The sequence below is a fragment of the Brevibacterium linens genome (genome assembly GCF_003999335.1).
Lineage (GTDB): Bacteria > Actinomycetota > Actinomycetes > Actinomycetales > Brevibacteriaceae > Brevibacterium > Brevibacterium linens.
The window spans coordinates 3,580,036-3,604,801 of record NZ_CP026734.1; the positions used below are offsets into that span (position 1 = coordinate 3,580,036).

Here is a 24,766-nt window from a genome sequence, read left to right on the forward strand (position 1 = left end):
TTGAGCCGAGCCCCTATCAGCAGTCAACGCGCGTCCTGGATTCCTGGCGGCAACACCCCTGGATCATCAATGACAGGGAAACCAAGCCATACCAGGACCAGCGACCAGACTCCGTGCGGGGCCTATGAATAAATATAGGGGCACCGCCCGTAAGCACTCCGGCCACCGGGGACCGTTAGTAGCAACTAACAGATCGAAACAGGTCTGCATATTCTCAACATTCTCTTTCCGATTACGCCCTAACCCTCGCAGCCCAACAAGATCCATGGCAGTTTGACTCATTGAAGACCACTGCATAGCCACCACGATTGCTTCATTCGATAGCCATAAACAATTGATTCCAGCTCTCAAGCAACTACGTGCACAACGGTACTTCGATAGTGCGCATGGAGCAGATATGGCTTTTTCACCACACCTAGCCTCAGTGGCGAAATTAAGTACCTGACCTCGATTTTTCACGGTGGGCCGTGTGGCTCACACCAATGATTCTCCCGCTATGGAGTGCATTTGTTTCTGATTTTGTCATTCGGGCGCGACGCGACTACCGTAGGTCGCCATGGTTTGGCGGGGGTCCAGCCCCAAGTGGTTTCCACTACTCGAATACTCCAACGAATACGGACATCAGTACGTTTATCCTGACCTACTTCTCCAAGACCGCTTTCGAGGATTTCTCCGATATTCATGCTGGTGAGAGAGTTTCCTTGCGGGGAATTCGGTCACTAATCCGGTCCGTAGAATTAGTGTACGGCCTGACTTGCACGAATGGATGAGGTGGCTGAGGCACTGAACTCGGTCTACAAGGCAGAGCCGCTTATCGACCGGAAGGTGTGGTCGGGGTTGATTAAGGTGATAGCGGAGACGTCGAAGTGGGTGGCTTGGTACAACCAGGAACGGTTGCATTCAGCGATTGACTACCGCCCACCGTTCGAAGTCCGTTCCGAGTGGATCAACCAGTCCGCGACAGAGTCCGCGGCTGCTTAGGAAACTAAGAAGAGGAGCCTCTACGAAACCCCCCGGGCTTGACATTTCTTCTGTCAGCCCACCATCCGGTCGATCCTAATCATGAAAACTCGAGGCTAAGCCTTGATCCACCGATGTAAGTAGCCGTTCAAGCTCGCGTGTGGAATGGAAATGCCCCTTCTGAACTGGGAAAATGGTGATGTTCAAAGTCAACATTCCCGGCCAAGAAAGGGGCACCTCTCAGGTGCTATTCAACCACACACCCGCGACTGTGTCCCATTCCTTCGACGATGAGAACCTCACCGCGACCACAGGGCTGGTCCCGATCATGGTCCTCGCCCAGAACGCCGGCCTGCCGGACCTCGCCGACGACAGGTTGACCGTGTCGACCACCGGGGCTGATAAGGGCGCGAACCCGGCCGCGAAATTGGCCACCCTCGTCGGCGGAATGGCCGCCGGGGCCGACTCGATCGATGACATGAACCTCGTCCGCCACGGCGGCATGACACATCTGTTCGACCGTGTCTACGCGCCCTCGACTCTGGGATCGTTCCTGCGCTCGTTCGCCTTCGGCCACGTCAGACAACTCGACGCGATCTCCTCCCGCTTCCTGACCAACCTCAACGAACACACACCACTGCTGCCCACCAACCAGGAGACCGCACAGGCGTCGATGATCTTCGTCGATATCGACGACACCATCATCGATGTCCACTCCGCGAGGAAACAGGGCGCCGGGTTCGGCTACCAAGGCAGCCGCGGACTCAACGCACTGTTTGCCACCGCCTCGACTGGCGACTCCAGGCAGATCATCGTCGGTCAGCGCCTGCGCAAAGGCTCGACCTCGTCAGCCCGGGGTGCTGACAAACTCGTCTCTGATGCCCTGGCCACCACGGCCCGAATCGGCTCCGGTGCCCCGGTGCTGGTGCGTGCTGATTCGGCGTACTATTCCTCTAAAGTGGCCAAAGCCGCCCGGGATGCCGGGGCTCATGTATCGATCACGGTGCGCATGGACAAGAAAGTCAAAGCAGCGATCGGAACAATCAGCGACGACGCATGGACAGGCATCGAATACCCCGAAGCGATCTACGACGAAGAGACCAAGACCTGGATCAGCAAGGCTGAAGTCGCCGAGGTCCCGTTCACCGCATTCACCTCGAAGAAGAAAGCTCTGCACGCCACCGGCCGCTTGATCGTCCGCCGCATCCCTGAACTCAACGAGACCAAACGCGCGAGTGGGCAGGATCCCTTGTTCGACTTGTACCGGTACCACGCGTTCTTCACCACCATCGACCGGGATCGTTTCGACACTGTCGCTGCTGATCAAGTCCACCGCAGGCACGCGATCATCGAGCAGATCAATGCGGAGCTGAAGAACGGGGCGCTGGCGCATATGCCTTCCGGGGTGTTCAACGCCAATGCCGCTTGGGTCGCGATCGCAGCGATCACTCACAACCTGCTACGGGCTGCTGCCGGGCTCGTTGGTGGACGAATGAGCAAAGTGCGTGCCCAGACACTGCGCACACGCATCATCGGCATCCCCGCCCGGATTGCTCACCGGGCCAGGAAACTGATCCTGCACCTGCCCAGAGCATGGCCGTGGGCGCAGGAATTCTCACGACTCTGGCAAGCAGTGCTGAGCCCACCAAGGACAGTATTGTCCTGACCGATCCGCTCCTGCTCGAGCACGACGCCGCAGGGTCTGGAGGAGACCTTGGGAAACATTTGTGGAAGAGACCGGTGAGAGACCGGGACACTACCTCCTGCCCACTCACCGCGTTCGTACTCGAACCCGAGCGAACTCCCGGACATCAAGCAGATCGGTGGATCAAGGCTAAGATGCACTGCGGTTACACACCGCTTCGTTGCAAAGGTGCCACCGAAAGTTGCCTCTACGTACCCGCAAGCATGTGCCCAACCTAAGGACGGGCACACGCTTGCGAATGGCCACCACTCCGCTAAGAGCAGACAGAATGCAGTTTGGCGGGAGACGAGGATCGTGCTGACGACCTTGGCCGACGCGGTTCCCGCGGGGACCACGGTCACCTACGGGCAACTCGCCGAAGCCAGCGGCACCGGGATTCCGGCGCGGACCGTCGGCGGGATCATGGGACTCAATCCGATCCCGATCATCGTCCCCTGCCACCGCGTCGTCGCAGGCAGCGGGCTCGGCGGGTACTCGGGCGGACTGCCCGGGCACGAGCTCGAAACCAAGCGGCGCCTCCTCGAGTTCGAAGGCGCCCTGCCGCAGCCGCTGTTCTGAGCCCGGTCACACTCATCGGCCCGGCGCCCGTCATCGGCCCGGCGGCCGCGACGCTTCCTCACCCGTCGAACAGCTCCTGCCCGACGTAGCCGTCCTCCGTCGCTCCGGGCGGAATCGCCCACACGGTCGACCCGATCGGCGTCGTCCATTCGTTGAGCAGGTCCACCTCGGCGAGGCGGCGTTGGATCGGCAGGAACTGCCGCTCGATATCGGCCTGGAAAGACGCGAACAGCAGCCCCGAATCCCCACCGGCACCGGTCTCATAGTTGAACGTGCGCCGGTGGATCTGCGCCTCCGGACCCAGTCCGTCGCGGGCGCGAGCGATATGCGCGACCTGCGAGATCTTCGTCAGCCCGCGCTCATCGACGGCGGTGAAGTCCGGGACGTCGAACTCGTCCTTGCCCGACAGCGGTGCCCCGGTGTCCATGGTCCGCCCGACCGAGAACTCCCGCGCCGGACGGTCGGCCTGGTCCCAGGTGTCGAGGTTCATCGCGATATCACGCAGCACCAGCGTCGTTCCCCCACGCATCCACACAGGCAGATGCGCGCCGAGATCGGCCGGCGGCTCCCCGCGGGCGGAGAACACCGGGTCCGCAGTCTCGGTGCCCTGGCCCCAGATGATCCGCGCGAAGTCCTCGGATCCGGGCCCCGGATTCGCTGTGCCGTCGAGCTGACCGAAGAGGTTCCGCTGGGTCTTCCCCTCCCCCGAGCTGCCGTAGGCACGTCGGAATCCGTCGCGCTGCCAGGCCACCTTCGCGAATGAGCGTGAGTCCTTGAACAGCATGCGCCTGGCATGTGCCAAGGTCAGCGGGTCGTCGCCGCAGATCTGCAGGAGCAGGTCACCCGTGCAGCGGTCCTCATCGAGGCGATCGATCGAGAACGCCTCCAGCGGCTTCAACCAGTCCGGGACATGGTCCTTTCCTGCCAATGCCACCAGTGCGGCGCCGAATCCGAAAGTCACCGTCAGCCGGGCGGGGTCGACGGCGAGTTCGGATTCGGAGTCGGCCAACGGCGCCTGCCCCTGCGTCAGTGCGGCCGCATCCGCGGTGAGCAGCCGCAGCCAGCGCACCGCCTCGGCGGCCGTGATCCCGGGCCCCAGTGTGAACGCAATGAAGTGCGCATACGCCTGCGCCGGGGTTTCGACACCGGACTGATGAGTGCCGTAGAACGGCTCGGTCTGCGGCCCGTTCGCCCCGTCCAGATCTCGCCGAGACGGCCCGCCGTCACCGGCGCTCGCGCCCTGCGATTCGGAGCCGCGGCCGAGTGCGAATCCGCCCGTGGCACCGACGATTCCGACGCCGCCGGCTGCGGCCGCCGAGGTCAGGAGACCGCGGCGGCTGAAGCCGGGGCGACCGGGCTCAGTGGTCACCGTGATCTCCGTGGTCGGAGCCCTCGTCGTCGCCGAGGTCTTCGTCGTCGCCATGGTCGGCGTGGTCGGCATTCTCGCCGTCGCTGGAGCCTTCGGCTTCACCGGGCGCGTAGTCTTCCTGGGCTCCGGAGTACTCCTTCGCCACGGCAGTGACCTCGACGGTCTCGCCGTCGGCGGTGACGAGGTCGAGGCTGATCTGCTCGCCCGGCTTGATGGCCTTCTTCAGGCCCATGATCATGATGTGATCGCCCCCGGGTTCGAGGTCGAGGCTCTCCCCGGCCGGGATGGTGAAGCCGCCCTTCTTCTCCTGCATGGACATTCCGCCGGAACCGTCGCCTTCGGTTTCGTGGAGTTGGACCATCTTCGCGTCCGCGTACTTCGCTTCGACGAGGGTGATGTCCTGGTCGGTGTTGTTCTTCAGTTCGCCGAAGACTGCGGTCATTCCGTCGTCGGCGGCCTTGACCCAGGCGCCGTCGAGGCTGAGCGCCTCGGCGTCGACTCGGCTGTCCACAGTGTCCGCTGAGGCGGAGCTGCTGCCTCCGGCCTGCGTCGACCCGGCTGCCGTGCTGTCGTCGTGACCGCAGCCTGCCAGGCCGATGGCGACGGCGATGGGCAGGGCAACGGCTAGGGTGATGTTCTTTCGCATGATGTCTGCACTTTCGTCATTCAGGTGCAGTCGAGCACGGGTCGATCATGCAGGCTCGCCAATCGGCTCGAGCCTGGAGCCGCAGAGTCTCTGCCGCTGATGCGGCGGATTGGCTCGACTGTCACCAGGGGTCGGGTCGCCGCCGCTGAGGGGTCGGTCGCCCGATGATGGATGGGTTCACCCAGAGAACGGGTGCGAGACGACGATTGAATCGCCGTGGGAGGTGTCAGACGAGTGCGGGCGGGCCGCGCCGATAGTTCGGACCGACGACCGCCGAGGTGACCGGCTGCGGCAGTCGGAACGAAGCGCTGAGCTTGCGGAACGGTTCGTCGGCCAGGACCCCGGCCGCCTCGGAGAGGGCACGCAGTGCACCGATCAGCGGCCCCAGGGCCAGCTGCAGAATGCTGAGGACGATGTCCTCACCGCGCTTGAGGAGCACGGCGGTGACGAGGACGGCGACGAGGTGGGCGATGATCATCCCCGCCGAGGCGGCACCGTGGTTCGCATGTCCGAGCGCGGATGCGGCCGGACCGAGATCAAGGGAGCCCGGGGCCGGGACGATGTGTCCGGCGTGGGCGTGGAGGGCCGCCTCGGCGGAGGTGGAACCGGTCCCTGCGGTCCCGGTCTGACCGGTTCCGGAATGGGCGGTTCCCGTGTGCGCCCCCGCATGGGCGAGGGTGCGGGCGGACCAGCTCATCGTCAGGTGCATGAGCACCTGCCCGAGGCCGAGCAGTCCGGCCAGAGTGAGATAGCCCAGGCGCCTGCCGGCGACGATCATCGCCGCCCACAGGACGAGGACGAAGACGACCACAGTGCCGGGAACCGAGATTCCGCCTCCGGCGGCGAGGTGCATGAGCAGGGCGAGGAGGGTCGTGAAGAGAGCGGCGAAGAGCGCGCGCACGGACTTCGTCCATCCGGTCATGGGTCCTCCTCTCAGCTCGCTCCCACATTCTACTCAACGTAGAACACTTTCGGGAAGGCGGCTGAGCCTACATCCGCAGCCAGGTATCGGCGGTCTTCTTGACCATAGCGCCGGCGCCAGCGGCAGCATCGCCCCAGGTGACAAGCTTTCCGTTGGGATCTGTGGTGGAGTCGGAGAGGACGACGACGTCGAAGTTGCACACAAGGCCCGCCATCGCCGAGGCGTAGACGGCTCCGGGGGTGCTCGCCGAGGAGGCGCTGGCGTCGGCATCGCCTCCCGCTTCGGCGGCAGGGTCAGTGGCATCGCTGCCAGCTCCAGCGCCTGGCTCGCCTGTGTTGGCGTCGGCGCCGGGCGTGGCCGAGGTGGCGTCGGCGCCGGCGATGATGATCCGGTCGACGGAGAGGTCATGCAGACCTGCGGCCAGATCGTCGATGCCTTCGAACACATCGGGGCTCTCGGAGCGGAGTACGAGATCCTCTTCGTCGGGAACGAAGATGCTCAGCTCCTCATCGGGAGTGTCGGCGAGGTCGGCCTTCGTCGACGCGAAGATGAGCACACCGCCCACAGCGCGGGTCCGGGTGACGATATCGCCGAGGGTCTCCATGGCGTCATCGCTGGGGTAGCTGGCGTCGTCGGTATCAATGAGGAGCAGGGCATCCATACTCCAATCGTGCCACGACCGCCTGACACTTTCGAAGCCGGAACACTGCCGCGGAGGCCTCCGTGAAGTGGGCCGGAGGCAGCACGAGTCATCGGCATGCGCTTCTGCAGACATCTGGCAAGAGTCTATGGTTCTATGATCGAACATCGACGAACACGTTATATCTATTCGAACTTTTTTTCGATTCTCTATGGCATTCTATTGCCTTGGAGAGTAAACTGGATTCCAACAACAACGATGTTGGTGAACGGAAATCATCCCCATGACCCTCACTCCCGAACGCAGCTCCGATCATTCCGCTCGGAACGCCGACAACTCCCCGCAGACCAGCGGTCACCCGCTGCTGGCCGACGAAGAGTGGGCGGATCTCAGCCGTTTTGCGCCCGAGGTCACCTCTTCGATCACTCAGCTGATGAGCCTCAAAGATGAGCTGCGCACGTTCGATCGCCCCATGGGACCGGAACAGGCCATCATGCTCGCCGATGGGGTCGAGGCGATCACACGCATCAACGACGCGTTGTCGACGCTCGCACTCTCCGTCTGCGAACGCGTCGGAACACCCAGCGATTTCGGCGCCAAGTCGACGAAATCGCTCATCGAGAACCGATTCAACCTCACCGGCGCGGAGGCGAACCGCCGCACCGATATGGCCAAGAACCTCGGCGGACGCGTCGATATGGCCGGCCAGGCTCTGCCGCCTCTCTACCCGGTCGTCGCGGATGCGCTCCATGCCGGCACGATCTCCGCCGCCCAGGCGTCTGTCATCGAAGACTGCATGCGCAAGCTGCCCACGTGGGTCAGTCAGGCCGTCCGCAGTGACGTCGAGACACGATTGGTCGACAACGCACCCAAGGTCCGCCTCAAGGACCTGCGCGAGATCTTCGGCAAACTCATGGGCTACATCGACCCGGACGGAGAAGAACCGAAAGACTCAAGCGACCGCTCGGCTTACAACATGTCCATGCGTGCCAGGGCCAACGGCGACTGGGAGCTGCGTGGGCTGCTCGACCCCGTCACCGGGGGCACTCTCAACGGACTGCTGACCTCACGGATCCAAGCTGCGGGAGAAGACGACAAGACCAACGCTGACAAAGCCGGCACCGACACCGCCGGTGCTGACGAGAGCGGCGCCGGCATCAAGACCGCCGCTCCTGAGGCAACGAGCTCGCCGCTGCCCGATGAAGAGCTGCTCGAGATCGTCGATGCGGTGCTCTCCGGCGACCGGTATGACGCGAAGCGAGTTCCGGAACCCGATCTCGATGCAGCTCGCACGACCGGGAATCCGGCCGCCGCCCCCGGCGTCGGCATTCGTGAGGACGGCGGTTTCGTCGACGTCAGCGCCGAACAGCCCTCGGCACGTGAATGGATCTACGAACGATTCGCCGGCCTCGTCACCACGATCGATAAACAGCGGACGGCTGCAGGAGCGCCTTATGCTCTCGTCATCAACGCCACCGCCGAAGATCTGGCCAAAGGCACGGGACACGGCACCACGGGCGCCGACAATCCCATTCCCATCAAGGAACTGAGGAGAAACGGCCTCAACGGCTCGCTGTTCTTCCACCTCATGAGCGACAAGGCCAAGACGATGCAGGTGGCCACAGAACAGCGCTTCGCCAATCGCAGACAGCTGGCAGTGATCACCGCCCGCGACCGAGGCTGCACCTTCCCCGGCTGTGACGCCCCTCCCGGTTGGTGCGATGCCAACCATGTGATTCCATGGACGCTCGGCGGCAAGACGGAGATCAACAATCTCGCGCTGCTCTGCAGCCATCATCACCACCTGCTCGACCGCACCGATTGGGACACGGTGATGCTCTTCGACGGGCGACCGGCCTACGTTCCGCCCGCCGCAAAGGACCCGGCTCGTAAGCCGATCCTCCACGCCCGCTTCATCGCGGACGACATCGTCGACTCCCTGTTCGACAAATAGCCGCCCCACTTTCAGGGGACAGCTGTGCCCACTTTCCAAGTTCAGCCGGGCTCAGCCGGATTCAACTCGGCTCGGTCCGGTTCAGCCCGGTTCGGTCCGGTTCGGCCCGATTCAGTCCGGTTCGGCCCGGTTCAGCTGCGTGACGGGCGCAGTCGCATCGGTCAGCCCTTCGAACTCAACGAGGCTCAGACGGATTCAGCAATGTTCGACCGGAGTCAACCGCCGAACCGCGAGCCTCGGATGCTCATGTCCCCATCGAGGAGCAGGAGTTCAGCCGGCATTCCGGGAGCCAACAGGCTGCCGGCATCGGCGGCACCACCCACCGCACGCAGAGAATCACCCGACCCCGGCACACCACCCACTGCACGCAGTGGAACGAGCCCCGCGGACTGCACAGCGTCGAACGGGCTGACCCCGACCTCGGTGACGGCCCGCTTCACGGCTTCGTCCATCGTCAACGTGGACCCCGCGATGGCTCCCTGAGTGCCGTCGGCGGTGACCAGGCGCGCCGCGGCATCCTTGACTTCGACCGGGAGCGAACCGAGGTGATAGCTCCCGTCGTGCAGGCCCGTCGCCGCCATGGCATCGGTGATGAGCGCGAGGCGTCCGGGCACGAGTTCATGGAGCATGCGCGCGACAGGGGCGACGACGTGGACGCCGTCATTGATGAGTTCGACGGTGACATGCTCAGCTTCGGCCGCAGCCAGGACCGGCCCCGGAGCACGATGATGGATGCCCGGCATCGCGTTGAATGCGTGGGTGAGGATGCTTGCTCCCGCCTCGAACGCCTGCGCGGTCAGTTCGAAGTCGGCGGCCGTATGACCGACGGCCACACGCACGCCCGCCGCAGAGAACCGCGCGATCGCATCGAGCGCACCGGGCAGTTCGGGGGCAATCGTGATCTGCGCGAGAGTTCCGTCTGCGGCTTCGAGGATCGCCTCGGCGGCCTCCGGGGTCGGCGACGTGAGCACCTCAGGGGCATGCGCACCCTTGAAATCCGGAGACAGGAACGGCCCTTCGGCATGCAGCCCCATGACCATGGCCCGATCGCGGACGAGACCGGCTCCGGCACGCAGGGACCGGCACAGACCGTCGATCGTGTCCGAGACGTAGGACAGCGCGAGCCTGCCGGTGCCGTGAGCCCGATGCACGTCGAGGATCGCATCCATCGCCTCGATCCCGTCCTCGGCGCTTGCGCCGCCCGCACCGTGGCAGTGGATGTCGACGAACGCGGGAGCCACGTATCCGCCGGCGGCGTCGATGACCTCTCCCCGCCCCGAGGCGGCTCCGTCCTTCCAGCCGTCCCCACGGCCCCGTGCCGTGACCGTACCTTCGGCGATCGCGATCCACGTATCCGCGGTCTCCTCGGTGAACGTCGCCCGATCACCGTCGAGGACGCACGCATTGTGGATGACCGCCTCGGCGGGGATCTGTGCGGTCTGTGTCATCGAGGTCCTTCCATCGCTCTGCGAACACAACATTCAGGGTACGGAATCGGATTGTGAACTGCCTACCGCAGGGTCCCGGCGAGCTCCCCCTCCGCAGGGTCCCGGCGAGCAGAGTGTCGACGGGCGGGGTCCCGGCGAGCTCCCCCTCCGCAGGGTCCCGGCGAGCAGAGTGTCGACCGGCGGTGTGCCGGCGAATCGGCTATCGGCTCGTCCCGGGGGCGCGGACGAACCAGTAGCCGCCCCGAACCGGCAGCCGCCCCGCCCCGGGGCGCAGACGAACCGTTTGCCTCCCCACCTCAGGAAGCCGACGGATCGACTGCCGACTCAGCCCAGCGTGCGGACTCGGTCCGCGTCGATGCCGAGCACGTGCGAGTCGAGGAACGCGAGCACGGTTCGGTACCAGACCTCGGCGTTCCCACGGCCGAGGATCCAATGCCCCTCGTCGGGGAAATAGAGGAACCGGTGCTGAGTGTCGCCATCGGCGTCGAGCGGAGTCTTCGCCCGGGTGAGCAGGTCCAGCCACAGTTCCTGGCCCTGCCCGATCGGCACCCGGTAGTCCTTGTCACCGTGGATGACGAGCATCGGCACCTCGATGTCATCGGCGAACAGGTGCGGCGAATACTGCGCCGACTGTTCCCGCATCGCCTGATCCCAGGACGAATTGTCCGTCGTCCGCCCCATCGACGTGGTGTTCCACAGGGAGGCATGGGTGACGATGCACTTGAACGCGCTGCCGGTGTGCCCGGCCACCCAGTTGGCCATGTACCCGCCGTAGGATCCGCCAGCCAGGCCGATGCGTTCGGCATCGATGTCCGTCCTCTCCCCTGCGGCCTCGGTCAGCGCCATGATGTCGGTGAACGGAGTGCCGCCGAGCTGCTGCTGCCCGCGATCGATCATCGCCTGCCCATATCCGGTGGAGATCGCCGGATCCGGCAGCAGCACAGCATAACCGGCGGCCGCAAAAGGACCCGGATTCCACCGGTAGGTCCACGCATTCCACGACCCCCACGGTCCGCCGTGGGCGAAGACGACGAGCGGATGCGGCCCCTCCCCCTCCGGCAGGACCAGCCACGCACGGATCGGCGTGCCGTCCTCGGCACGGACCTCCACCTCGGTGAGGGTGCCTTCCTCGTCGAGGACCGTCGCCGGGTTCGCGAGTTCGCTGATGACCCCGGTGGCGAGGTCGACGGAGAGCGGCAGAGGCGCGACATCGATCGCCGAGGCGGTCGCCACGACCGTGTCCTCACGCAGGGCCAGCCCCGAGAACGAATACTTCTGATCGGTTCCCCCGACGAGCCGCCTGGGCTGCGCATCATTGACATCACCGATGAAGATGCTGCCGCGGCCGTGATCATCGGCGGTGGCCACAATGGTCGAATCGTCCGCCCAGATCGGAGAGAACCAGAAGTCGGCATCCGGCCACACGGACTTCAGTTCCGCGGTCTCCAGGTCGAGGACCTTGAGTTCGGCCGCGAGGTTGGTCTGCGGAGTCCAGGCTTGTACGCGGGTGACCAGCGCTTTCGTTCCGTCCGGGCTGATGGCTTCGATGTCGAAGCTGTGATCGGCTGCCGGTTTCGTCAGACGGTGCAGTTCGGGTTCCCCGTCGAGGTCCACGCGCCAGATCTCACTGGCCTCGAGCTGGCCGGGGATCGGCTTCTCGAGCTGGACGAGGACGAAGCGTGCCTCATCGTCGACGGCCCAGTCGACCAGTCGACCGGACGGCAGAGACAGGTAGCGGAACCCCAAGCCCGACGGGGTACTCAGCTCGTCGCTGACTTCGGGAAAGTCGGCGGCCGCCTCGTTGAGGGTGGCCACGGCCAGGGTCTGTCGGCCCGGCCCCAGATCGTGATCCCAGCGGCGGACCGGAAACCCGGTGTGGAGGATCCCGCTGACCTTCGCGTCACTGCGTTCGGAGCTGAATTCCTGATGGTCGTTTTCGTCGGCGGCCCATGTATGGACGGGAAACTCGACGACGATGGTCTCGCCCTTGACCTCGATGCGGGAGAAACCGCCCGAGTGGTCGGCGAGTTTGCGGGCCTCTCCGTTGTCCGGCAGCGCCCACAGGCTCGGGGACTCAGCATCTTTGCCGTCCTCGCCTTTGCGCTTGGAGGCGAAGACGATCGTGCCGTTCTCACTCAGCGCGGCCGGACCCACGGACTGGTCGCCGCGAGTGATGCGTCGGGGCTCCTCCCCGCTGATATCGGCGAGGTGGCTGAGAGAGGAATTGCCCTCGGAGTTGAGGAACGAGTACTGGGCGATGACGCGGCCGTTCTGATTCGTCAAGAGGCCTTGCAGGCGGCGGGCGTCGAGGAGTCGGGTCACTGCATCGTGGGTCGTCATCTTCCCATCCTAGGTCCCAACGTCGACTCCCGGGTGAGATCCGAGAAAACTCCAGTTCACCGAGGCGGCCGGTCGGTCCGCGTTCGCGGTCGGGATCGCCGAGGCGGCCGGCCGGATTGCGTTCGCGGTCCGGGGCGCGTTCGCGGTCAGGGCAGTCGGGGGTCGCGGCCACGTGATCGCCGCGCCGTTCGACACTCCGCGGAAAGTCAGCGGAAGCTCGGTGCCGGAACCCTCTCACCATCGATCGTCACCGTCGGCAGCATCTTCTTGAAGTCCTCCGCCACTTCGGTGTTCGTCTTCGGTGTGCGCATCTCGATGGACAGATTCACCAGGCGTCCGTTGATCTTGTAACCCGTCTGCACGCCGAACGCATAAGTGGGTTTGCTGTTGAGAGCGAGGATCTCTGTGGGACCGACTTCACCCTGATAGCTCCAGTACTCCCCCGCGGCCAGAGATCCCGTCTGCTCGGCCAACACCTGTGAGTCCTGTTCGGAGAAGTTGTAGCGTCGCTTACTGTCGACGACTTCCTGCGCGCTGTCACCGTATTCGTCAGTGCAGTTGACGAGGATGATATCGGCGCGAGAACTGTCATTGCCGTGAGTGAAGACGTGGAACTGATCGGTGCTGCCGCTGCTGTCCCTCCAGTCATCGCCGAGCGCGAAGCTGAGTTCGACCGGGCAGCTGCCGCCGAATGTCACCGACGTCTTCGTCATCCCCTCGGGGATTCCGGCCTCGGTGGGTGTGCCCGTGGGCTCGGGGCCGGCGGTCTCCTGCACACCGATCCGCATGGGCCCGGAAGATTTGTCTTCGGTGCGGATCTGGAAGACCGAACACCCGCTGAGCAGGACGGTCAGTGCGAGTGTGCCGGCGGCCGCGGCTCGCCGCACCGAGGCTGGTCTGCCCGAGACGGCTCTGCCCATTGCGGACCTCCCCGCTGGGAGGCCCTTCGACGCGACGCTCCCCGCGGAGGAGGTCGACGATGCCGCTCGTCCGGTCACCGGTCTCACCGCTGGTCACCGTGCCGACGCTGGTCCGGGTACCCCGCTTCCGGGCCGTTCTGGTTCGGCTGAGCCTGTCCGTACTGCTGCTGAGGCGGCTGCTGACCTGAATTGGGCTGGCTGCCCACGTGCGGCTGGCCGGTGGGTCTGGGGCCGCCGGCGGGAGGCGGGCTGCCGACCGGTTGCTGTCCGAAACTCTGCGGCCCGGAATCGGACTGACCGCCCACGCGCGGCTGTCCATAGCCCGGGTTCTGTCCGCCGACGTTCGGTGCCTGCCGGGGCGGTTTGAACTGCGAATGCTGGCCGGAATCGGGTGGGAATCCACCAAAGACCGACTCCCCCGTCCGACGGTTGACCAGGTTTCCGTCGACTCTCTCGAGGCGACGCTTCGACGTCCGCCGGGGAGTGCCGAGGATCCGCCCCTGCAGTTCGGCCTCATTCGGCTGCCGGGGAGGCAGGAATCCGGGTGCCCGCCGCGAATCCGCCTGCTGTACCGGCTGCACCGCATGCGAACCGGCGGCGACCCGATCCATATGATCCGACATCTGCGGAACGGTCACGGGTGCGGCATCGGCGAGGACCGGCAGAACCATACGCACCGAGGTGCCCACGCCCTCCTGGCTGAACAGCTGCACGGATCCGCCGTGCCTGGTGACGATGGCACGCACGAGCGAGAGCCCCATCCCCGAACCGGCCACCGCCCGCACACGAGAACCGCGAGAGAGCTCGTCCCAGACGTTCTCCTGTTCGGCCAGCGGGATGCCGCTGCCCGTGTCGGCGACCTCGACGACGACCCAGCGATGACCGTCGATGATCTGCTCATTGGCGCGCAGCTCAACGACCTCGGCCTGAGACGAGTATTTGAGGGCGTTGCCCAGCAGGTTGAGGATCGCGGTGAGCAGCAGATCCTCTTCACCGGCGACATCGGGCAGTCGCCAGGGAGCGCGGGCGACGGTGGCCACGATCATCCGATCCTCGGCGCCCGGCGCAGTCGAGGCGTCCTCGACGGCCTGATGGATGAGCGCATCGAGATCGACGCGGGCGTATTCGATGATGCGCGTCTCGACATCGGCGAGTTTGCGCAGATCGGCCAGCAGTCGGGCGACCCGGCGTGAGGACACGTCGACCTGCTTCGCTGCCGGCTCCACCTCGCTCAGCGTGCCGCCGTCACGGACGACCTCGCGGATGCTCGCCGCCGAGGTGCGCAGCGCCGTCAGCGGATTCTTCAACTCGTGATCGAGTCGGATGAGCATCCGATTGCGCTTCGTCATCGAATCCTCGGCCGCGGCTGTCTCGATGGATTCCCGCAGCGCGGCCTCACGCTTCTTCAGATGCCGCCAGCCGAACCAGGCACCGACGGCCAGACCGCCGAGCACGATGACGACCAGCAGCAGGAACAGCCAGACCTGGATCTCGAAGACAAGGAAGTTCGTCATAGACTGCTCTGACCGTCCTCGCCGCGGACCTCACCGACGAACCGATAGCCGCGCCCCTGCACGGTGGCGATCCACCGGGGCTCTGCGGCATCTTCGCCGAGCACACGACGCAGCTCGGCGACACGGGAGTCCACGGCACGCGTGCCCACGGCCTCTTCGAATCCCCACAGCACTTCGAGCAGGCGGGACCGTTCGATGAGTTCGTCCTTGTGCACCATGAGGTACTCGAGCAGGGTGAAGCCCTTCGGCGTGATGACGAGTTCACGCTGCCCCAACCAGGCCCGGCGTCCGACTCGGTCGACGCGCAGGCCGAAGCTGGACACGAGCACCGGGGCCGTGGCCAGAGGCGGGCCGTCATTGCGGGTGCGACGCAGGACGGCACGGATGCGGGCGACGAGCTCGTGCGGATCGAAGGGCTTGTTGAGGTAGTCGTCGGCGCCCTCTTCGAGTGCCATGGCCCGCTCGACTCCTTCGCCGACCTGGGTCAGCAGCAGCACCGGAACCCAGTTCTCCTCCTGGCGCAGTCGACGCAGCACCTGCCGCCCGTCGGCTCCGGGCATGAGCACGTCGAGGACGCACACATCGGGTCTGTGGCGGTGGATCTCGTCGAGGGCGAGCAGTCCGTCGCTGGCGGGCAGCACCCGGAATCCGGAGCGTTCGAGGAACGGCACGACCGCTCTGAGGACGTCCGGCTCATCATCGGCGACCAAGACGAGTGGTTGGGGCTGGGTGTGATTGTCAGCCGTCATGGTGGTCAGTTCCGGTTCCTCTCTGGCGTTCCCAGGCGATCTCTCTCGCCTCGGCGCGGTCGACCGCCTCGGCGAGTTCATCTCGGTACAGCATAGATCGACGCAGGTGCTTGGTGCGATATCCGGCGCGGCCGACCATATGCGTGGCGACGGGGATCGTCACCAGCTGGAAGGAGATGATGATCGCCAGCGTCGTCACCGTCGCCCAGGTCGGGAACTGGATCGCGATCGCCACAGCGACGAGCACCAGGCCCAACACCTGGGGTTTCGCACTCGCATGCATCCGCGAGAGAAGATCGGCGAAGCGGACGAGACCGACCGCTGCGGCCAGTGACAGAACCGCACCGAGGAAGATGAGCACGGCTGAGATGATGTCAAGAACCACGACTGTTCCCCTCTCCGTCTCGATCCGATCCGTCTCGATCCGATCCGTCTCGATCCGATCCGTCGCCGTGCGACATGTGCTCGGCGTCATCGGGTCCCGGGTCGGGCCCGGTGCCCTCGCCCTCTCCGTCGCTGTCGGCGTGGGCGTCGTAGGTGGGATCCGCGATCACGGTGACCTCCGGCTCCCCGATCTCCGTCGCTGCGGCGCTCTGCTCCCCCGCATCACGCGGCATATGCCAATCCGTGCTGGTGAAGTCCGACAGTGCCCCCGCCTCGGCGCCGGGGGTCATCGAATCGGACTTCGACACGTACCTCGACACGCTCACCGAACCGACGAAGCCGAGCATCGCGAGCACGACGAGCACGGGCAGCAGATCCGTGCGGTCGGACAGCGCCATATACCCGCCGAGCCCGCACATGATCGAAGCGAGCACGACGTCGGTGCCGATCATGCGATCGAGGATCGACGGACCGCGGACGATCCGGAAGAGCGCGATGACCACCGAGGCGGCCAACAGCACCGAACCGGCGATGACGAGCGTGTGGAGGACGATCTCACTCATCAGCGACCTCCCTCGGTCTCGCCCAGCGGATCCGGCCTGGCCCGCAGGGAGGCGAGGTCACGGTGCGAACCGAGAGTGCGGATGAGCAGCTCTTCGATGAAGTAGACCTGCGCCTTGGCCTTACGCAGCTTCTCCTCGGAATCGCAGTCGAGGAAGTGCAGATAGAGGATGCCCATGGCCCGGTCGCTGTCGATGATGATCGACCCGGGGATGAGGCTGGCGGTATCGGCGATGAGGGTGAGCACGAGATCCGAGCTCGTGCGCAGATCGCAGGCGATGACGGACCCGGCTCCGACCGCCTTGCGGCGGAACGCGTACCAGGCGACTTCGACGGAGGCGTGGAGGACCGAGTAGAGGAACCACAGGCCGAACACCGTGGCATGCCAGACGTTGAACCGTCCGGACAGCACGACGGGCGGCAGATAGAACACGCGGGTGACGATGAAGGCCAGCACGATTCCGGTGACCACGGTGACCACCGTGATCGCGTCCCAGAGCATCAGCCACAGCAGGACCAGCGAGATCAGCAGCACGAGCTGCTGGATGATTCCGCGGCCCCGGCTCATCCGCGCCCGGTTGGGAGCCGGCGCACGGTTCTGGCCCTGGCCGCTGGCCGGACCCAGGTCGCGGGTCCGGCCCTGGTCGCGGACCTGTCGCTGAGCTCGGGCCCGGCCCTGCGCACCGTCCTGGTCCTGATTTCGGGGCCCTCCGTGCTCGCGATCGGGACTCATCAGTCATTACCTCCGAGTACGTTCGTGACGTAGTCGAGCGGTGTCGAGAGGTTCTCGGCCGCCCGGTTCGACATGTCCCACAGGGGTTCGGCGGCGATCGTGAGCACGATGGAGGCGATCACCACCACCGAGGTGGCCGCCACCATGGCAGGGGGAACTCCGATCTGAGATTTCCACGTCTTCCCCGCCAACAGCGTCTTCTTCCGCTCCGTGAACTCGTCGACGAGGTCCTCGTTCGGCTCTTCCACATCGGCCGGATCACGCCAGAATGCGAGGTTGAAGGTACGGCCGATGACATAGAGGGTGAGCAGGCTCGTCACGGTGCCGGCGACGATGAGGACCGTGGGCAGCCACGCCTGATCGTCGAATCCGGCGAGGAAGAGCGCGACCTTGCCGATGAACCCGGAGAACGGCGGAATGCCGGAGAGATTGAGCGCCGGGATGAAGAAGATGATCGTGATCACCGGAGACAGCACCATGAGACCGCCCAGCGACCTCGTCGAGGTGGACCCGCCGCGCATTTCGACGAGTCCGATGGCCAGGAACAGCGCGGTCTGGACGATGATGTGGTGAACCGTGTAGTAGATCGCCGCGGACAGGCCCACACTCGTCCCCAGGGCCACGCCGAAGAGCATATAGCCGATATGGGAGACCAGGGTGAAGGACACGATCCGCTTGATCTCCGACTGCGCGATGGCGCCGAAGATGCCCACGAGCATCGTCAGGCCCGCCGCGATGAGCAGCGGCACCCGCAGGGACGATTCGGAGAACAGCAGAGTCTCGGTGCGGATGATCGCATAGATGCCGACCTTCGTCAGCAGTCCCGCGAAGACCGCAGTCACCGGGGCCGGTGCCGTCGGGTACGAGTCGGGAAGCCAGAAGGACAGCGGGAAGATCGCGGCCTTGATGCCGAAGCCCAACAGCAGGAGGACGTGGAGGATCATCTGCACATCGGCCGGCAGATCCGAGATCCTCTCCGCCAGCTGCGCCATGTTCACGGTGCCGCACGCGGCGTAGGTGATGCCGATGGCGGCGAGGAAGATCACCGAGGACACCAGCGAGATGATCACATACGTGACTCCCGCCCGAATCCGCTCCGCCGTGGCACCGAGCGTGAGCAGCACATACGAGGCGACGAGGAACATCTCGAAGCCGACGTAGAGGTTGAACAGGTCTCCGGCGAGGAACGAGTTCGCAATGCCCGCGCACAGCACCAGGTAGCTGGGGTTGAACACGGAGATCGGGGTCTCGTTCGAGTCGTCGTTGGCGTCCTGACTCAGTGCGTAGACGAGCACGCACAGGGTGACCAGCGAGGACACGATGAGCATGAGCGAGGACAGCCTGTCGGCGACGAGCACGATGCCGGCCGGTGGCTGCCACCCGCCGATCGCCACGACCTGCGGTCCGTGCACATCGACCCCGAGAAGGATCAGCGTGGCGATGGCCATGACCGCGACCAGGATCGCGATCGACACGAGATTCTGCGCCCGTGTGTGCTTGGACAGGATCAGCGCGATGCCGGCGCCGATGAGCGGCAGCAGAACCGGCAGGGGAACGAGTACGGGCAGAAGATCGATCATGAGTCGTCTCCCTGTTTGGCGTCCTTGGCCTCGTCGGCGACTTCGGCCTCCTCGGCACTGTGGGCCTCCGTCTGCGAGTCCACGGCCGCCTCGGCGATGGCATCGGCCTCGGCCGGAGTCGACGCATCCTCGATATCGTCGACGAGTTCCTCCCGCTCCGCAGGAGTGCCGTCGTCGTCGAGGTCGATGGCGCCGGTGATCGGGGACTCCGCCTCGTCGCCGAACTCGGTGTCGTCGTAGTCGGTGCTCGCCTCCGCCTCGGAGTCGATGAGCTTCGTGATCGCCACCTGGAGGTCGGTGTCGTCGTCCTGCAGCGAATCGGCGCGCATGAGCCTCCAGGACCGGTAGATCATCGCCAGCAGGAATGCCGTCACGGAGAAGGTGATGACGATGGCCGTGAGGACGAGGGCATGCGGCAGCGGATCGGACATGCCCGCGGTCGACAGGTTCTCACCGTCGGTCAGTGGCGGGGAACCGCGCCCGGCGGTGAGGATGATGAGCAGGTTCACTCCGTTGCCGAGCAGGATGAAGCCGAGCAGAACGCGCGTCAGGGAGCGTTCGAGCATGAGATAGATGCCGGCCGCGAAGAGGACGCCCATGGCCAGGACCATGACGAAGGAGACGCTCACAGTCGGCCCCCTTCCGCACCGTTGTCGACGTCGAGTTCATTGACCCGGTCGATGATCTCGGACACGGCTCGGTGCTCGGCAGTCGCCCCCAGGTTCTCGGAGAAGTTCACATTGTCGTGGATGCGGTCGGTCAGCATCGCCTCGTCGCGTTCCTGGTGCAGGTCGACCTCGGCCCCCAGCGAGCGGAGGATGTCGAGCATGAGGCCGACGACGATGAGGTAGACGCCGATGTCGAAGAACGTCGAGGTGCCGAAGGACACGTGGCCCAGCAGCGGCAGATCGCCCTCGAGGTAGACGGAGTCGAAGACCGTCTCACCCCAGATCCACCCTCCGATGACGGTGAGGATCGCGGTGACCAGGCCGGTGCCCAGCATTCCCGAGGGGGTGAAGGGGGCCGCCTCGGCGAGTTCGTACTTGCCTCCGGCGAGGTAGCGCACGACGAGGGCGAGGCCGGCGACGAGGCCGCCGGCGAATCCGCCGCCCGGGTCGTTGTGGCCGGCGAAGAGCAGATAGACGGAGAAGATGATGACGGCGTGGAAGATGAGGCGTGCGGTGACCTCGAGGATGATCGACCGGTTGCGCGGGGCCAGGGTGCGTCCGGCGATGAGCCAGGACGCTCGCTTCTGCGACAGCCCCTCGCCGCGGCCGGCGTGGTGGAGATCGACGACGTCCTCGGCCACGGGTTGGAAGCGGATGCGGCCGGCCGCCTCGGTGCCGTCCTTCTTCCTCTCGAACCGGTGCAGGTGACCTTCGCGACCACGGACGAAGATGAGACCGGCGATACCGGTTCCGGCGGCCACGAGCACCGAGATCTCGCCCATCGTGTCCCACGCGCGGATGTCGACGAGGGTGACGTTGACGATGTTCCTGCCGTGGCCGAGCTCGTAGGCGAGCTGTCCGAAGTCGGTGGAGATCGGATCGGCCACGCGCACTCCGGTGGCGATGAGGACCACGAGCATGACGGTGATGCCGACGGCGCCGCCGATGATCGCCCGCCACGCGGGGGTGAGGCGACCGGTGGACTCACCGATGCGCGCCGGCAGCCGGCGGAGAACGAGGACGAAGACGACGATCGTGATGGTCTCGACGAGCACCTGGGTCAGGGCCAGGTCGGGAGCGCCGACGAAGGCGAAGTAGGCGACCATCGCATAGCCGGAGATGCCGGTGACGACGACGGCGGTGAAGCGCTTCTTCGCGCGGGTGGCCCCGATCGCGACGATGACGAGCACGGCCGCGACGATGAGATCCAGCGGAGTGTCCCAGAGCCGGAAGGTGATGTTCCACGTGTCGTTGGCGATGATCGCCAGACCCAATCCGGCGACGAGGACGAAGTAGACCACGCCCTGGTAGAACGGCAGCGAGCCGCGCTGGGTGCGGGCGGTGACCCACAGCGCCAGGGCTTCCATCCGGCCGATGAGCATTCGGTAGAGCTCGTGGAAGTCCAGTCCCGACGGCAGTGTCGCCTGGACCTTCGCGAAGGGACGGCGGACGATGAACAGGGCCAGGCCCGCGGCGACGGTCACAGCGGTGAAGGCGAGCGCCGGTTCGAATCCGTGCCACAGCGCGAGGTGGTAGTGCCCGTCGCCCTCGGCCACAGCCGGCAGTCCGGTGGTCCAGGCGGAGAAGTAGCCGTCGAGCAGTCCGACTCCCGGGCCGAGCGCCAGGGTCAGCGCGGTGAGGATGAGCGGGGAGACGACGAGGGTGAGCTTTTCGTCGCGGCGGGCGATGTCATCGACGCCCGGCTTCGACGAGAACGCGCCCCAGACGAAGCGGGCCGAGTAGGCGACGGTGAGGATCGAGCCGATCATGATCCCGATGAAGGCAATGACCGAGGTCTTGTCCGGCGAGGACAGCAGCGTCGAGTATGCGGCTTCCTTCGCGGCGAAGCCGAGCAGCGGCGGCAGCCCCGCCATCGAGGCGGCTGCGATCGTCGCGCACACGGCGACGACGGGGAAGGCCCTCCAACCGCCGGAGAGCTTCGTCAGGTCACGAGTGCCGGCACGGTGGTCGATGATGCCGACGCACAGGAACAGACACGACTTGAACAGGGCGTGGGCGATGAGCAGACCCAGGGCCGCCTTCGTGATGTCCGGAGTCCCGAACGCGGCCATGGTGGTGAGAAAGCCGAGCTGCGAGACCGTGCCGAAGGCCAGAAGCAGCTTGAGGTCGGTCTGCTTCAGCGCCTGCCACCCGCCGATGAACATCGTCAGCAGACCCAGGGTGAGCAGCACCTCGGACCAGCCTGGGATGTTGTGGTAGCCCGGTGCCAGGCGCAGGACGAGGTAGATTCCCGCCTTGACCATCGCCGCGGCGTGCAGATAGGCGCTGACCGGGGTGGGTGCGGCCATGGCGCCGGGCAGCCAGAAGTGGAAGGGCATGAGCGCGGACTTCGAGACCGCGCCGACGAGGATGAGGATGACGGCGGAGACGATGACCCCGCCCGTGTCCATTCCGGACTGGGCACGGCCGATCAGGGTCGAGATCTGCCCGGTGCCGGTGGCGGTGATGAGCAGGATCATGCCCACGAGCATGGCCAGGCCGCCGGCCGTGGTGACGATGAGCGCCTGCAGGGCAGCCTGCCGCGAGCGACGGCGCGACTGGCTGTGCCCGATGAGCAGGTACGAGAAGATTGTGGTGCCTTCCCAGAACAGGTAGAGCATGAGCAGTTCGTCGGCGACGACGAGCCCGTACATCATTCCGGCGAAGGCCATGAAGATTCCCGCGAACCGAGCCAGGCCCGGCTCGTCGGGCGGGAAGTAGCGTGCACAGTAGACGAAGACGAGAGCACCGACCCCGGTGACCAGCAGCGTCATGATCCAGGAGAGCACGTCGAGGCGGAAGACTCCGGAGAGGCCGAGCTCGGGCAGCCAGTCGAAATTCTCGACGAGCGGCTGGGCCGCGGGGCCGAACAGATCGGAGATCGCCGACAGGCTCCACAGCAGTCCCGCGAAGGGAACGAGGGCGAGGAGGAAGAAGGCGTTGCGGCCGAGCAGGCGAACCAGGGGGTAGGCGATGACAGATGCCCCGAAGAAGGCTCCTGTCATGATCATCACCGGCGGCCACCTCCGTCATATGCCTGTTTGTGAGAAAGGTTCGTCAGGTCATTTTCGCACGGACAGGTGTCGTTTCCCGAATCGCAGGACGTCAGTTGAGACCGGTCCTGCCCCGGCATGGCACCGATCATGCACGCAGCTGTCGGCTGGTCACGAGGAAGCCGTTCTCGTCGAGTCCGATGCCCGCCGAACCGATGAGCAGCTCGGCCCCGATCGCGTCGGTGAGCTCAGCAACCCGGCTGCGCATCCGCCGGAATCGGCGCCCCTGGTTCGGCTGATAGCGCTTCGACTCGGCATCCATCCAATGCACGTGGTATTCGATCTGCGGGGCGTCGGTGTGGGCGGCGATGATCGGCGGAACCCACTCGGCCTCCATCACCCGGATCTCGAGGCTGCCGGCGGATTCGTCGATCTCGCCGAGCGGGACGAGCAGGGCATAGCCGTCGAGGATGACCGGGGCGGACGGGTCGAAGAGCGGATCGTCGATGCTCGCTTGGGCCAGCACATCCTCGTCGGGAGTGGGCAGGGCCTGCTGGAAGGCCTGGGGGGCATGGCGGCGCACGAAGTCGAGGACGACGGGCGGTTCCATCCAATACGAGGAGTAGATGTAGAGGTCGATCTTCGCCTCGGGATCGGGGATGATCACCCGCGTCGGCAGCCCGGGCTCGTCGGCCAGACGCACGCCCGTGTGGAGGCGGGCGGCGACGGAGAGCATGAGGCTGAGCATCCGCTCCTCCTCCCGGTCCGGCATCCCAGCGGGAAAGGCCTCGTGGAGTCCGTCGGCGTCAGCGAACCAGTCCGGCGGCGGGCTCGGCTGCCGGTCCCGGGGGCAGTCGATGACGATGGCGTGCTGAGCCCAGTCGGGGACCTCGAGCGCGGCGGCATCGGAGGGATCGAGGGCGACCCCCGAGCTCAGCCGGGAGTGCCGACTCAGTCGCATCTGCCCGTGCTCGTCGAGCACCGGGCGAAGGTCGGGCAGTTTGTTGTGGATGAGCGCGAGAACGTCGGAGACCTCGACCGCGTCATCGAGGAGGATGAGGTGGAATCCCCGCAGATCCGCCGAGGTGGCCGTGTCCTCGGGCGCGGACGTGTCACCGCCGTAGCCGGGCCGCCCCGTCGACGGCATTCCGCTCCGTCGCCGACTCGCGGCCCGGGCGTCAGGCTTCTGATAGCGCGCGGCGTCGGCCTGTTCCCGGGCGGCGCGTTCAGCGGCTTCGCGTTGCAGCCGCAGTTCGCGGCGGGTGATCACATGTCCCTCCGGTAGAAGTTGAGATGCGAACGGGAGGCAGTCGGGCCACGCTGCCCCTGATAGCGGTTGCCCGTGGCCTGGGAACCGTAGGGATTCTCCGCCTCCGAGCTGAGCCGGAAGAAGCAGAGCTGGCCGATCTTCATTCCCGGCCACAGGGTGATCGGCAGGGTCGCGACGTTCGACAGCTCCAGCGTGACATGGCCGCTGAAGCCGGGGTCGATGAATCCGGCCGTCGAGTGGGTCAGCAGGCCCAGACGTCCGAGCGAGGACTTGCCCTCGAGCCGAGCGGCGACGTCGACGGGCAGAGTCACGAGCTCATGAGTCGACGCCAGGACGAACTCGCCCGGGTGGAGGACGAACGGCTCCCCCGGAGCGGCCTCGACGAAGCGGGTGAGTTCGGGCTGCTCGAGACTCGGATCGATGACCGCGTATTTGTGGTTGTCGAAGAGCCGGAAATAGCGATCGAGACACACGTCCACGCTGGCCGGCTGGATCAGCGACGGGTCGTAGGGGTCGAGGGCGATGCGACCGGAGTCGAGCTCGGCGCGGATGTCGCGGTCGGAAAGGAGAGTCACGTATCCGATGGTAGTCGTTCCGACCTCATCACGCTCACAAATCACATCGTTGTGATTCGCGGAATTCTCTTCAATGGGCGAACGACACGCCGAATCTATGTCACGAAATGATAACGATCTCTGCGATAAATGCTGGTTTTTCCCCGTGTGTCTCCCCATCGCAACCGGTGAATGCTTTAGAGTTATGAGCTGTACGGACCCGCGCACGATGGTGCCTTCCCCTTCTTAAGCCAAGGAATGCCGGGAGTCCATCGTCTTTCGTGGGTAGACAACAATC

At 65.5% G+C, this 24,766-nt stretch carries 21 protein-coding genes; 4 read left to right on the forward strand and 17 right to left on the reverse strand.

The window, feature by feature from the left end:
- Nucleotides 1-762: 762 nt before the first annotated feature.
- The 3 genes from CXR29_RS18090 to CXR29_RS17785 all read left to right on the forward strand — a co-directional run bounded on the left by CXR29_RS18090 (nucleotide 763) and on the right by CXR29_RS17785 (nucleotide 3,223).
- Nucleotides 763-981 carry an integrase core domain-containing protein gene (locus CXR29_RS18090; protein ID WP_127365083.1) on the forward strand — a complete coding sequence of 73 codons (219 nt, stop codon included), beginning with the start codon at nucleotides 763-765 and terminating at the stop codon, nucleotides 979-981.
- Nucleotides 982-1,231: 250 nt separating this feature from the next.
- On the forward strand, nucleotides 1,232-2,626 hold the full coding sequence (locus tag CXR29_RS16175; RefSeq protein WP_127365084.1) for an IS1380 family transposase: 1,395 nt from the start codon (nucleotides 1,232-1,234) through the stop codon (nucleotides 2,624-2,626).
- A 333-nt stretch (nucleotides 2,627-2,959) separates the two neighbouring features.
- Nucleotides 2,960-3,223, forward strand: a complete 264-nt coding sequence (locus tag CXR29_RS17785; RefSeq protein ID WP_241241499.1) for an MGMT family protein — start codon at nucleotides 2,960-2,962, stop codon at nucleotides 3,221-3,223.
- Between the two features lie 58 nt (nucleotides 3,224-3,281).
- On the opposite strand, the gene CXR29_RS16185 is transcribed toward CXR29_RS17785, so the two are convergent.
- The 4 genes from CXR29_RS16185 to CXR29_RS16200 form a co-directional block, all read right to left on the reverse strand.
- Nucleotides 3,282-4,664, reverse strand: coding sequence for a Dyp-type peroxidase (locus CXR29_RS16185; protein ID WP_241241500.1), 1,383 nt, complete (start codon nucleotides 4,662-4,664; stop codon nucleotides 3,282-3,284).
- Nucleotides 4,582-5,238 (reverse strand): copper chaperone PCu(A)C, encoded by a 657-nt coding sequence (locus CXR29_RS16190; protein ID WP_127365087.1) that lies wholly within the window; start codon nucleotides 5,236-5,238, stop codon nucleotides 4,582-4,584. Before CXR29_RS16190 ends, CXR29_RS16185 begins: the two co-directional genes overlap by 83 nt.
- A 226-nt stretch (nucleotides 5,239-5,464) precedes the next feature.
- Nucleotides 5,465-6,160, reverse strand: coding sequence for a hypothetical protein (locus tag CXR29_RS16195; RefSeq protein WP_127365088.1), 696 nt, complete (start codon nucleotides 6,158-6,160; stop codon nucleotides 5,465-5,467).
- A gap of 67 nt (nucleotides 6,161-6,227) precedes the next feature.
- Complete coding sequence (locus tag CXR29_RS16200; RefSeq protein WP_127365089.1) at nucleotides 6,228-6,821, reverse strand: hypothetical protein; 594 nt, start codon at nucleotides 6,819-6,821, stop codon at nucleotides 6,228-6,230.
- 262 nt (nucleotides 6,822-7,083) lie between these two features.
- Here CXR29_RS16200 and CXR29_RS16205 point away from each other — a divergent pair, with 262 nt between their 5' ends.
- On the forward strand, nucleotides 7,084-8,754 hold the full coding sequence (locus tag CXR29_RS16205) for an HNH endonuclease signature motif containing protein (RefSeq protein WP_127365090.1): 1,671 nt from the start codon (nucleotides 7,084-7,086) through the stop codon (nucleotides 8,752-8,754).
- 215 nt (nucleotides 8,755-8,969) lie between these two features.
- Here the strand turns inward: CXR29_RS16205 and CXR29_RS16210 are convergent, their stop codons facing one another.
- The 13 genes from CXR29_RS16210 to dcd all read right to left on the reverse strand — a co-directional run bounded on the left by CXR29_RS16210 (nucleotide 8,970) and on the right by dcd (nucleotide 24,489).
- Nucleotides 8,970-10,202, reverse strand: coding sequence for an N-acetylglucosamine-6-phosphate deacetylase (locus tag CXR29_RS16210; protein ID WP_127365091.1), 1,233 nt, complete (start codon nucleotides 10,200-10,202; stop codon nucleotides 8,970-8,972).
- Between the two features lie 324 nt (nucleotides 10,203-10,526).
- A complete protein-coding gene (locus CXR29_RS16215; RefSeq protein WP_127365092.1) occupies nucleotides 10,527-12,542 on the reverse strand; it encodes a S9 family peptidase in 2,016 nt (671 codons plus the stop codon).
- Nucleotides 12,543-12,748: 206 nt separating this feature from the next.
- Nucleotides 12,749-13,462, reverse strand: coding sequence for a hypothetical protein (locus CXR29_RS16220; RefSeq protein WP_127365093.1), 714 nt, complete (start codon nucleotides 13,460-13,462; stop codon nucleotides 12,749-12,751).
- A gap of 83 nt (nucleotides 13,463-13,545) precedes the next feature.
- Nucleotides 13,546-14,976 carry a sensor histidine kinase gene (locus CXR29_RS16225; protein ID WP_127365094.1) on the reverse strand — a complete coding sequence of 477 codons (1,431 nt, stop codon included), beginning with the start codon at nucleotides 14,974-14,976 and terminating at the stop codon, nucleotides 13,546-13,548.
- Nucleotides 14,973-15,725, reverse strand: coding sequence for a response regulator transcription factor (locus CXR29_RS16230; protein WP_101554400.1), 753 nt, complete (start codon nucleotides 15,723-15,725; stop codon nucleotides 14,973-14,975). Before CXR29_RS16230 ends, CXR29_RS16225 begins: the two co-directional genes overlap by 4 nt.
- Nucleotides 15,715-16,110: a monovalent cation/H(+) antiporter subunit G gene (gene mnhG, locus CXR29_RS16235; RefSeq protein WP_025780490.1), complete on the reverse strand. Its 396-nt coding sequence runs from the start codon at nucleotides 16,108-16,110 to the stop codon at nucleotides 15,715-15,717. The genes CXR29_RS16230 and mnhG overlap by 11 nt, the downstream gene beginning before the upstream one ends.
- Entirely contained in the window at nucleotides 16,100-16,672 is a 573-nt protein-coding gene (locus tag CXR29_RS16240; protein WP_127365095.1) for an MrpF/PhaF family protein, read from the reverse strand. Before CXR29_RS16240 ends, mnhG begins: the two co-directional genes overlap by 11 nt.
- Nucleotides 16,672-17,403, reverse strand: a complete 732-nt coding sequence (locus CXR29_RS16245; protein WP_025780487.1) for a Na+/H+ antiporter subunit E — start codon at nucleotides 17,401-17,403, stop codon at nucleotides 16,672-16,674. Before CXR29_RS16245 ends, CXR29_RS16240 begins: the two co-directional genes overlap by 1 nt.
- The gene (locus CXR29_RS16250; RefSeq protein WP_127365096.1) at nucleotides 17,403-18,983 is read right to left on the reverse strand and encodes a Na+/H+ antiporter subunit D; all 1,581 of its coding nucleotides are present in this window, start codon (nucleotides 18,981-18,983) and stop codon (nucleotides 17,403-17,405) included. The genes CXR29_RS16245 and CXR29_RS16250 overlap by 1 nt, the downstream gene beginning before the upstream one ends.
- Entirely contained in the window at nucleotides 18,980-19,612 is a 633-nt protein-coding gene (locus tag CXR29_RS16255) for a Na(+)/H(+) antiporter subunit C (protein ID WP_025780485.1), read from the reverse strand. Before CXR29_RS16255 ends, CXR29_RS16250 begins: the two co-directional genes overlap by 4 nt.
- Entirely contained in the window at nucleotides 19,609-22,656 is a 3,048-nt protein-coding gene (locus CXR29_RS16260) for a Na+/H+ antiporter subunit A (RefSeq protein ID WP_127365382.1), read from the reverse strand. The genes CXR29_RS16255 and CXR29_RS16260 overlap by 4 nt, the downstream gene beginning before the upstream one ends.
- A 136-nt stretch (nucleotides 22,657-22,792) precedes the next feature.
- On the reverse strand, nucleotides 22,793-23,914 hold the full coding sequence (locus CXR29_RS16265) for a hypothetical protein (RefSeq protein WP_241241501.1): 1,122 nt from the start codon (nucleotides 23,912-23,914) through the stop codon (nucleotides 22,793-22,795).
- The gene (gene dcd, locus CXR29_RS16270) at nucleotides 23,911-24,489 is read right to left on the reverse strand and encodes a dCTP deaminase (RefSeq protein WP_127365097.1); all 579 of its coding nucleotides are present in this window, start codon (nucleotides 24,487-24,489) and stop codon (nucleotides 23,911-23,913) included. Before dcd ends, CXR29_RS16265 begins: the two co-directional genes overlap by 4 nt.
- Nucleotides 24,490-24,766: the final 277 nt, after the last annotated feature.

Bases quoted from the DNA above. Each gene is read 5' to 3' on its own strand.
- CXR29_RS16250 (WP_127365096.1), bottom strand. From the start codon at position 18,983: ATGATCGATCTTCTGCCCGTACTCGTTCCCCTGCCGGTTCTGCTGCCG.
- CXR29_RS16225 (WP_127365094.1), bottom strand. From the start codon at position 14,976: ATGACGAACTTCCTTGTCTTCGAGATCCAGGTCTGGCTGTTCCTGCTG.
- CXR29_RS16215 (WP_127365092.1), bottom strand. From the start codon at position 12,542: ATGACGACCCACGATGCAGTGACCCGACTCCTCGACGCCCGCCGCCTG.
- CXR29_RS16210 (WP_127365091.1), bottom strand. From the start codon at position 10,202: ATGACACAGACCGCACAGATCCCCGCCGAGGCGGTCATCCACAATGCG.
- CXR29_RS16220 (WP_127365093.1), bottom strand. From the start codon at position 13,462: ATGGGCAGAGCCGTCTCGGGCAGACCAGCCTCGGTGCGGCGAGCCGCG.
- CXR29_RS16195 (WP_127365088.1), bottom strand. From the start codon at position 6,160: ATGACCGGATGGACGAAGTCCGTGCGCGCGCTCTTCGCCGCTCTCTTC.
- CXR29_RS16185 (WP_241241500.1), bottom strand. From the start codon at position 4,664: ATGCCGACCACGCCGACCATGGCGACGACGAAGACCTCGGCGACGACG.
- CXR29_RS18090 (WP_127365083.1), top strand. From the start codon at position 763: ATGGATGAGGTGGCTGAGGCACTGAACTCGGTCTACAAGGCAGAGCCG.
- CXR29_RS16200 (WP_127365089.1), bottom strand. From the start codon at position 6,821: ATGGATGCCCTGCTCCTCATTGATACCGACGACGCCAGCTACCCCAGC.
- CXR29_RS16240 (WP_127365095.1), bottom strand. From the start codon at position 16,672: ATGAGTGAGATCGTCCTCCACACGCTCGTCATCGCCGGTTCGGTGCTG.
- CXR29_RS16230 (WP_101554400.1), bottom strand. From the start codon at position 15,725: ATGACGGCTGACAATCACACCCAGCCCCAACCACTCGTCTTGGTCGCC.
- CXR29_RS16245 (WP_025780487.1), bottom strand. From the start codon at position 17,403: ATGAGTCCCGATCGCGAGCACGGAGGGCCCCGAAATCAGGACCAGGAC.
- CXR29_RS16260 (WP_127365382.1), bottom strand. From the start codon at position 22,656: ATGACAGGAGCCTTCTTCGGGGCATCTGTCATCGCCTACCCCCTGGTT.
- CXR29_RS16190 (WP_127365087.1), bottom strand. From the start codon at position 5,238: ATGCGAAAGAACATCACCCTAGCCGTTGCCCTGCCCATCGCCGTCGCC.
- CXR29_RS16205 (WP_127365090.1), top strand. From the start codon at position 7,084: ATGACCCTCACTCCCGAACGCAGCTCCGATCATTCCGCTCGGAACGCC.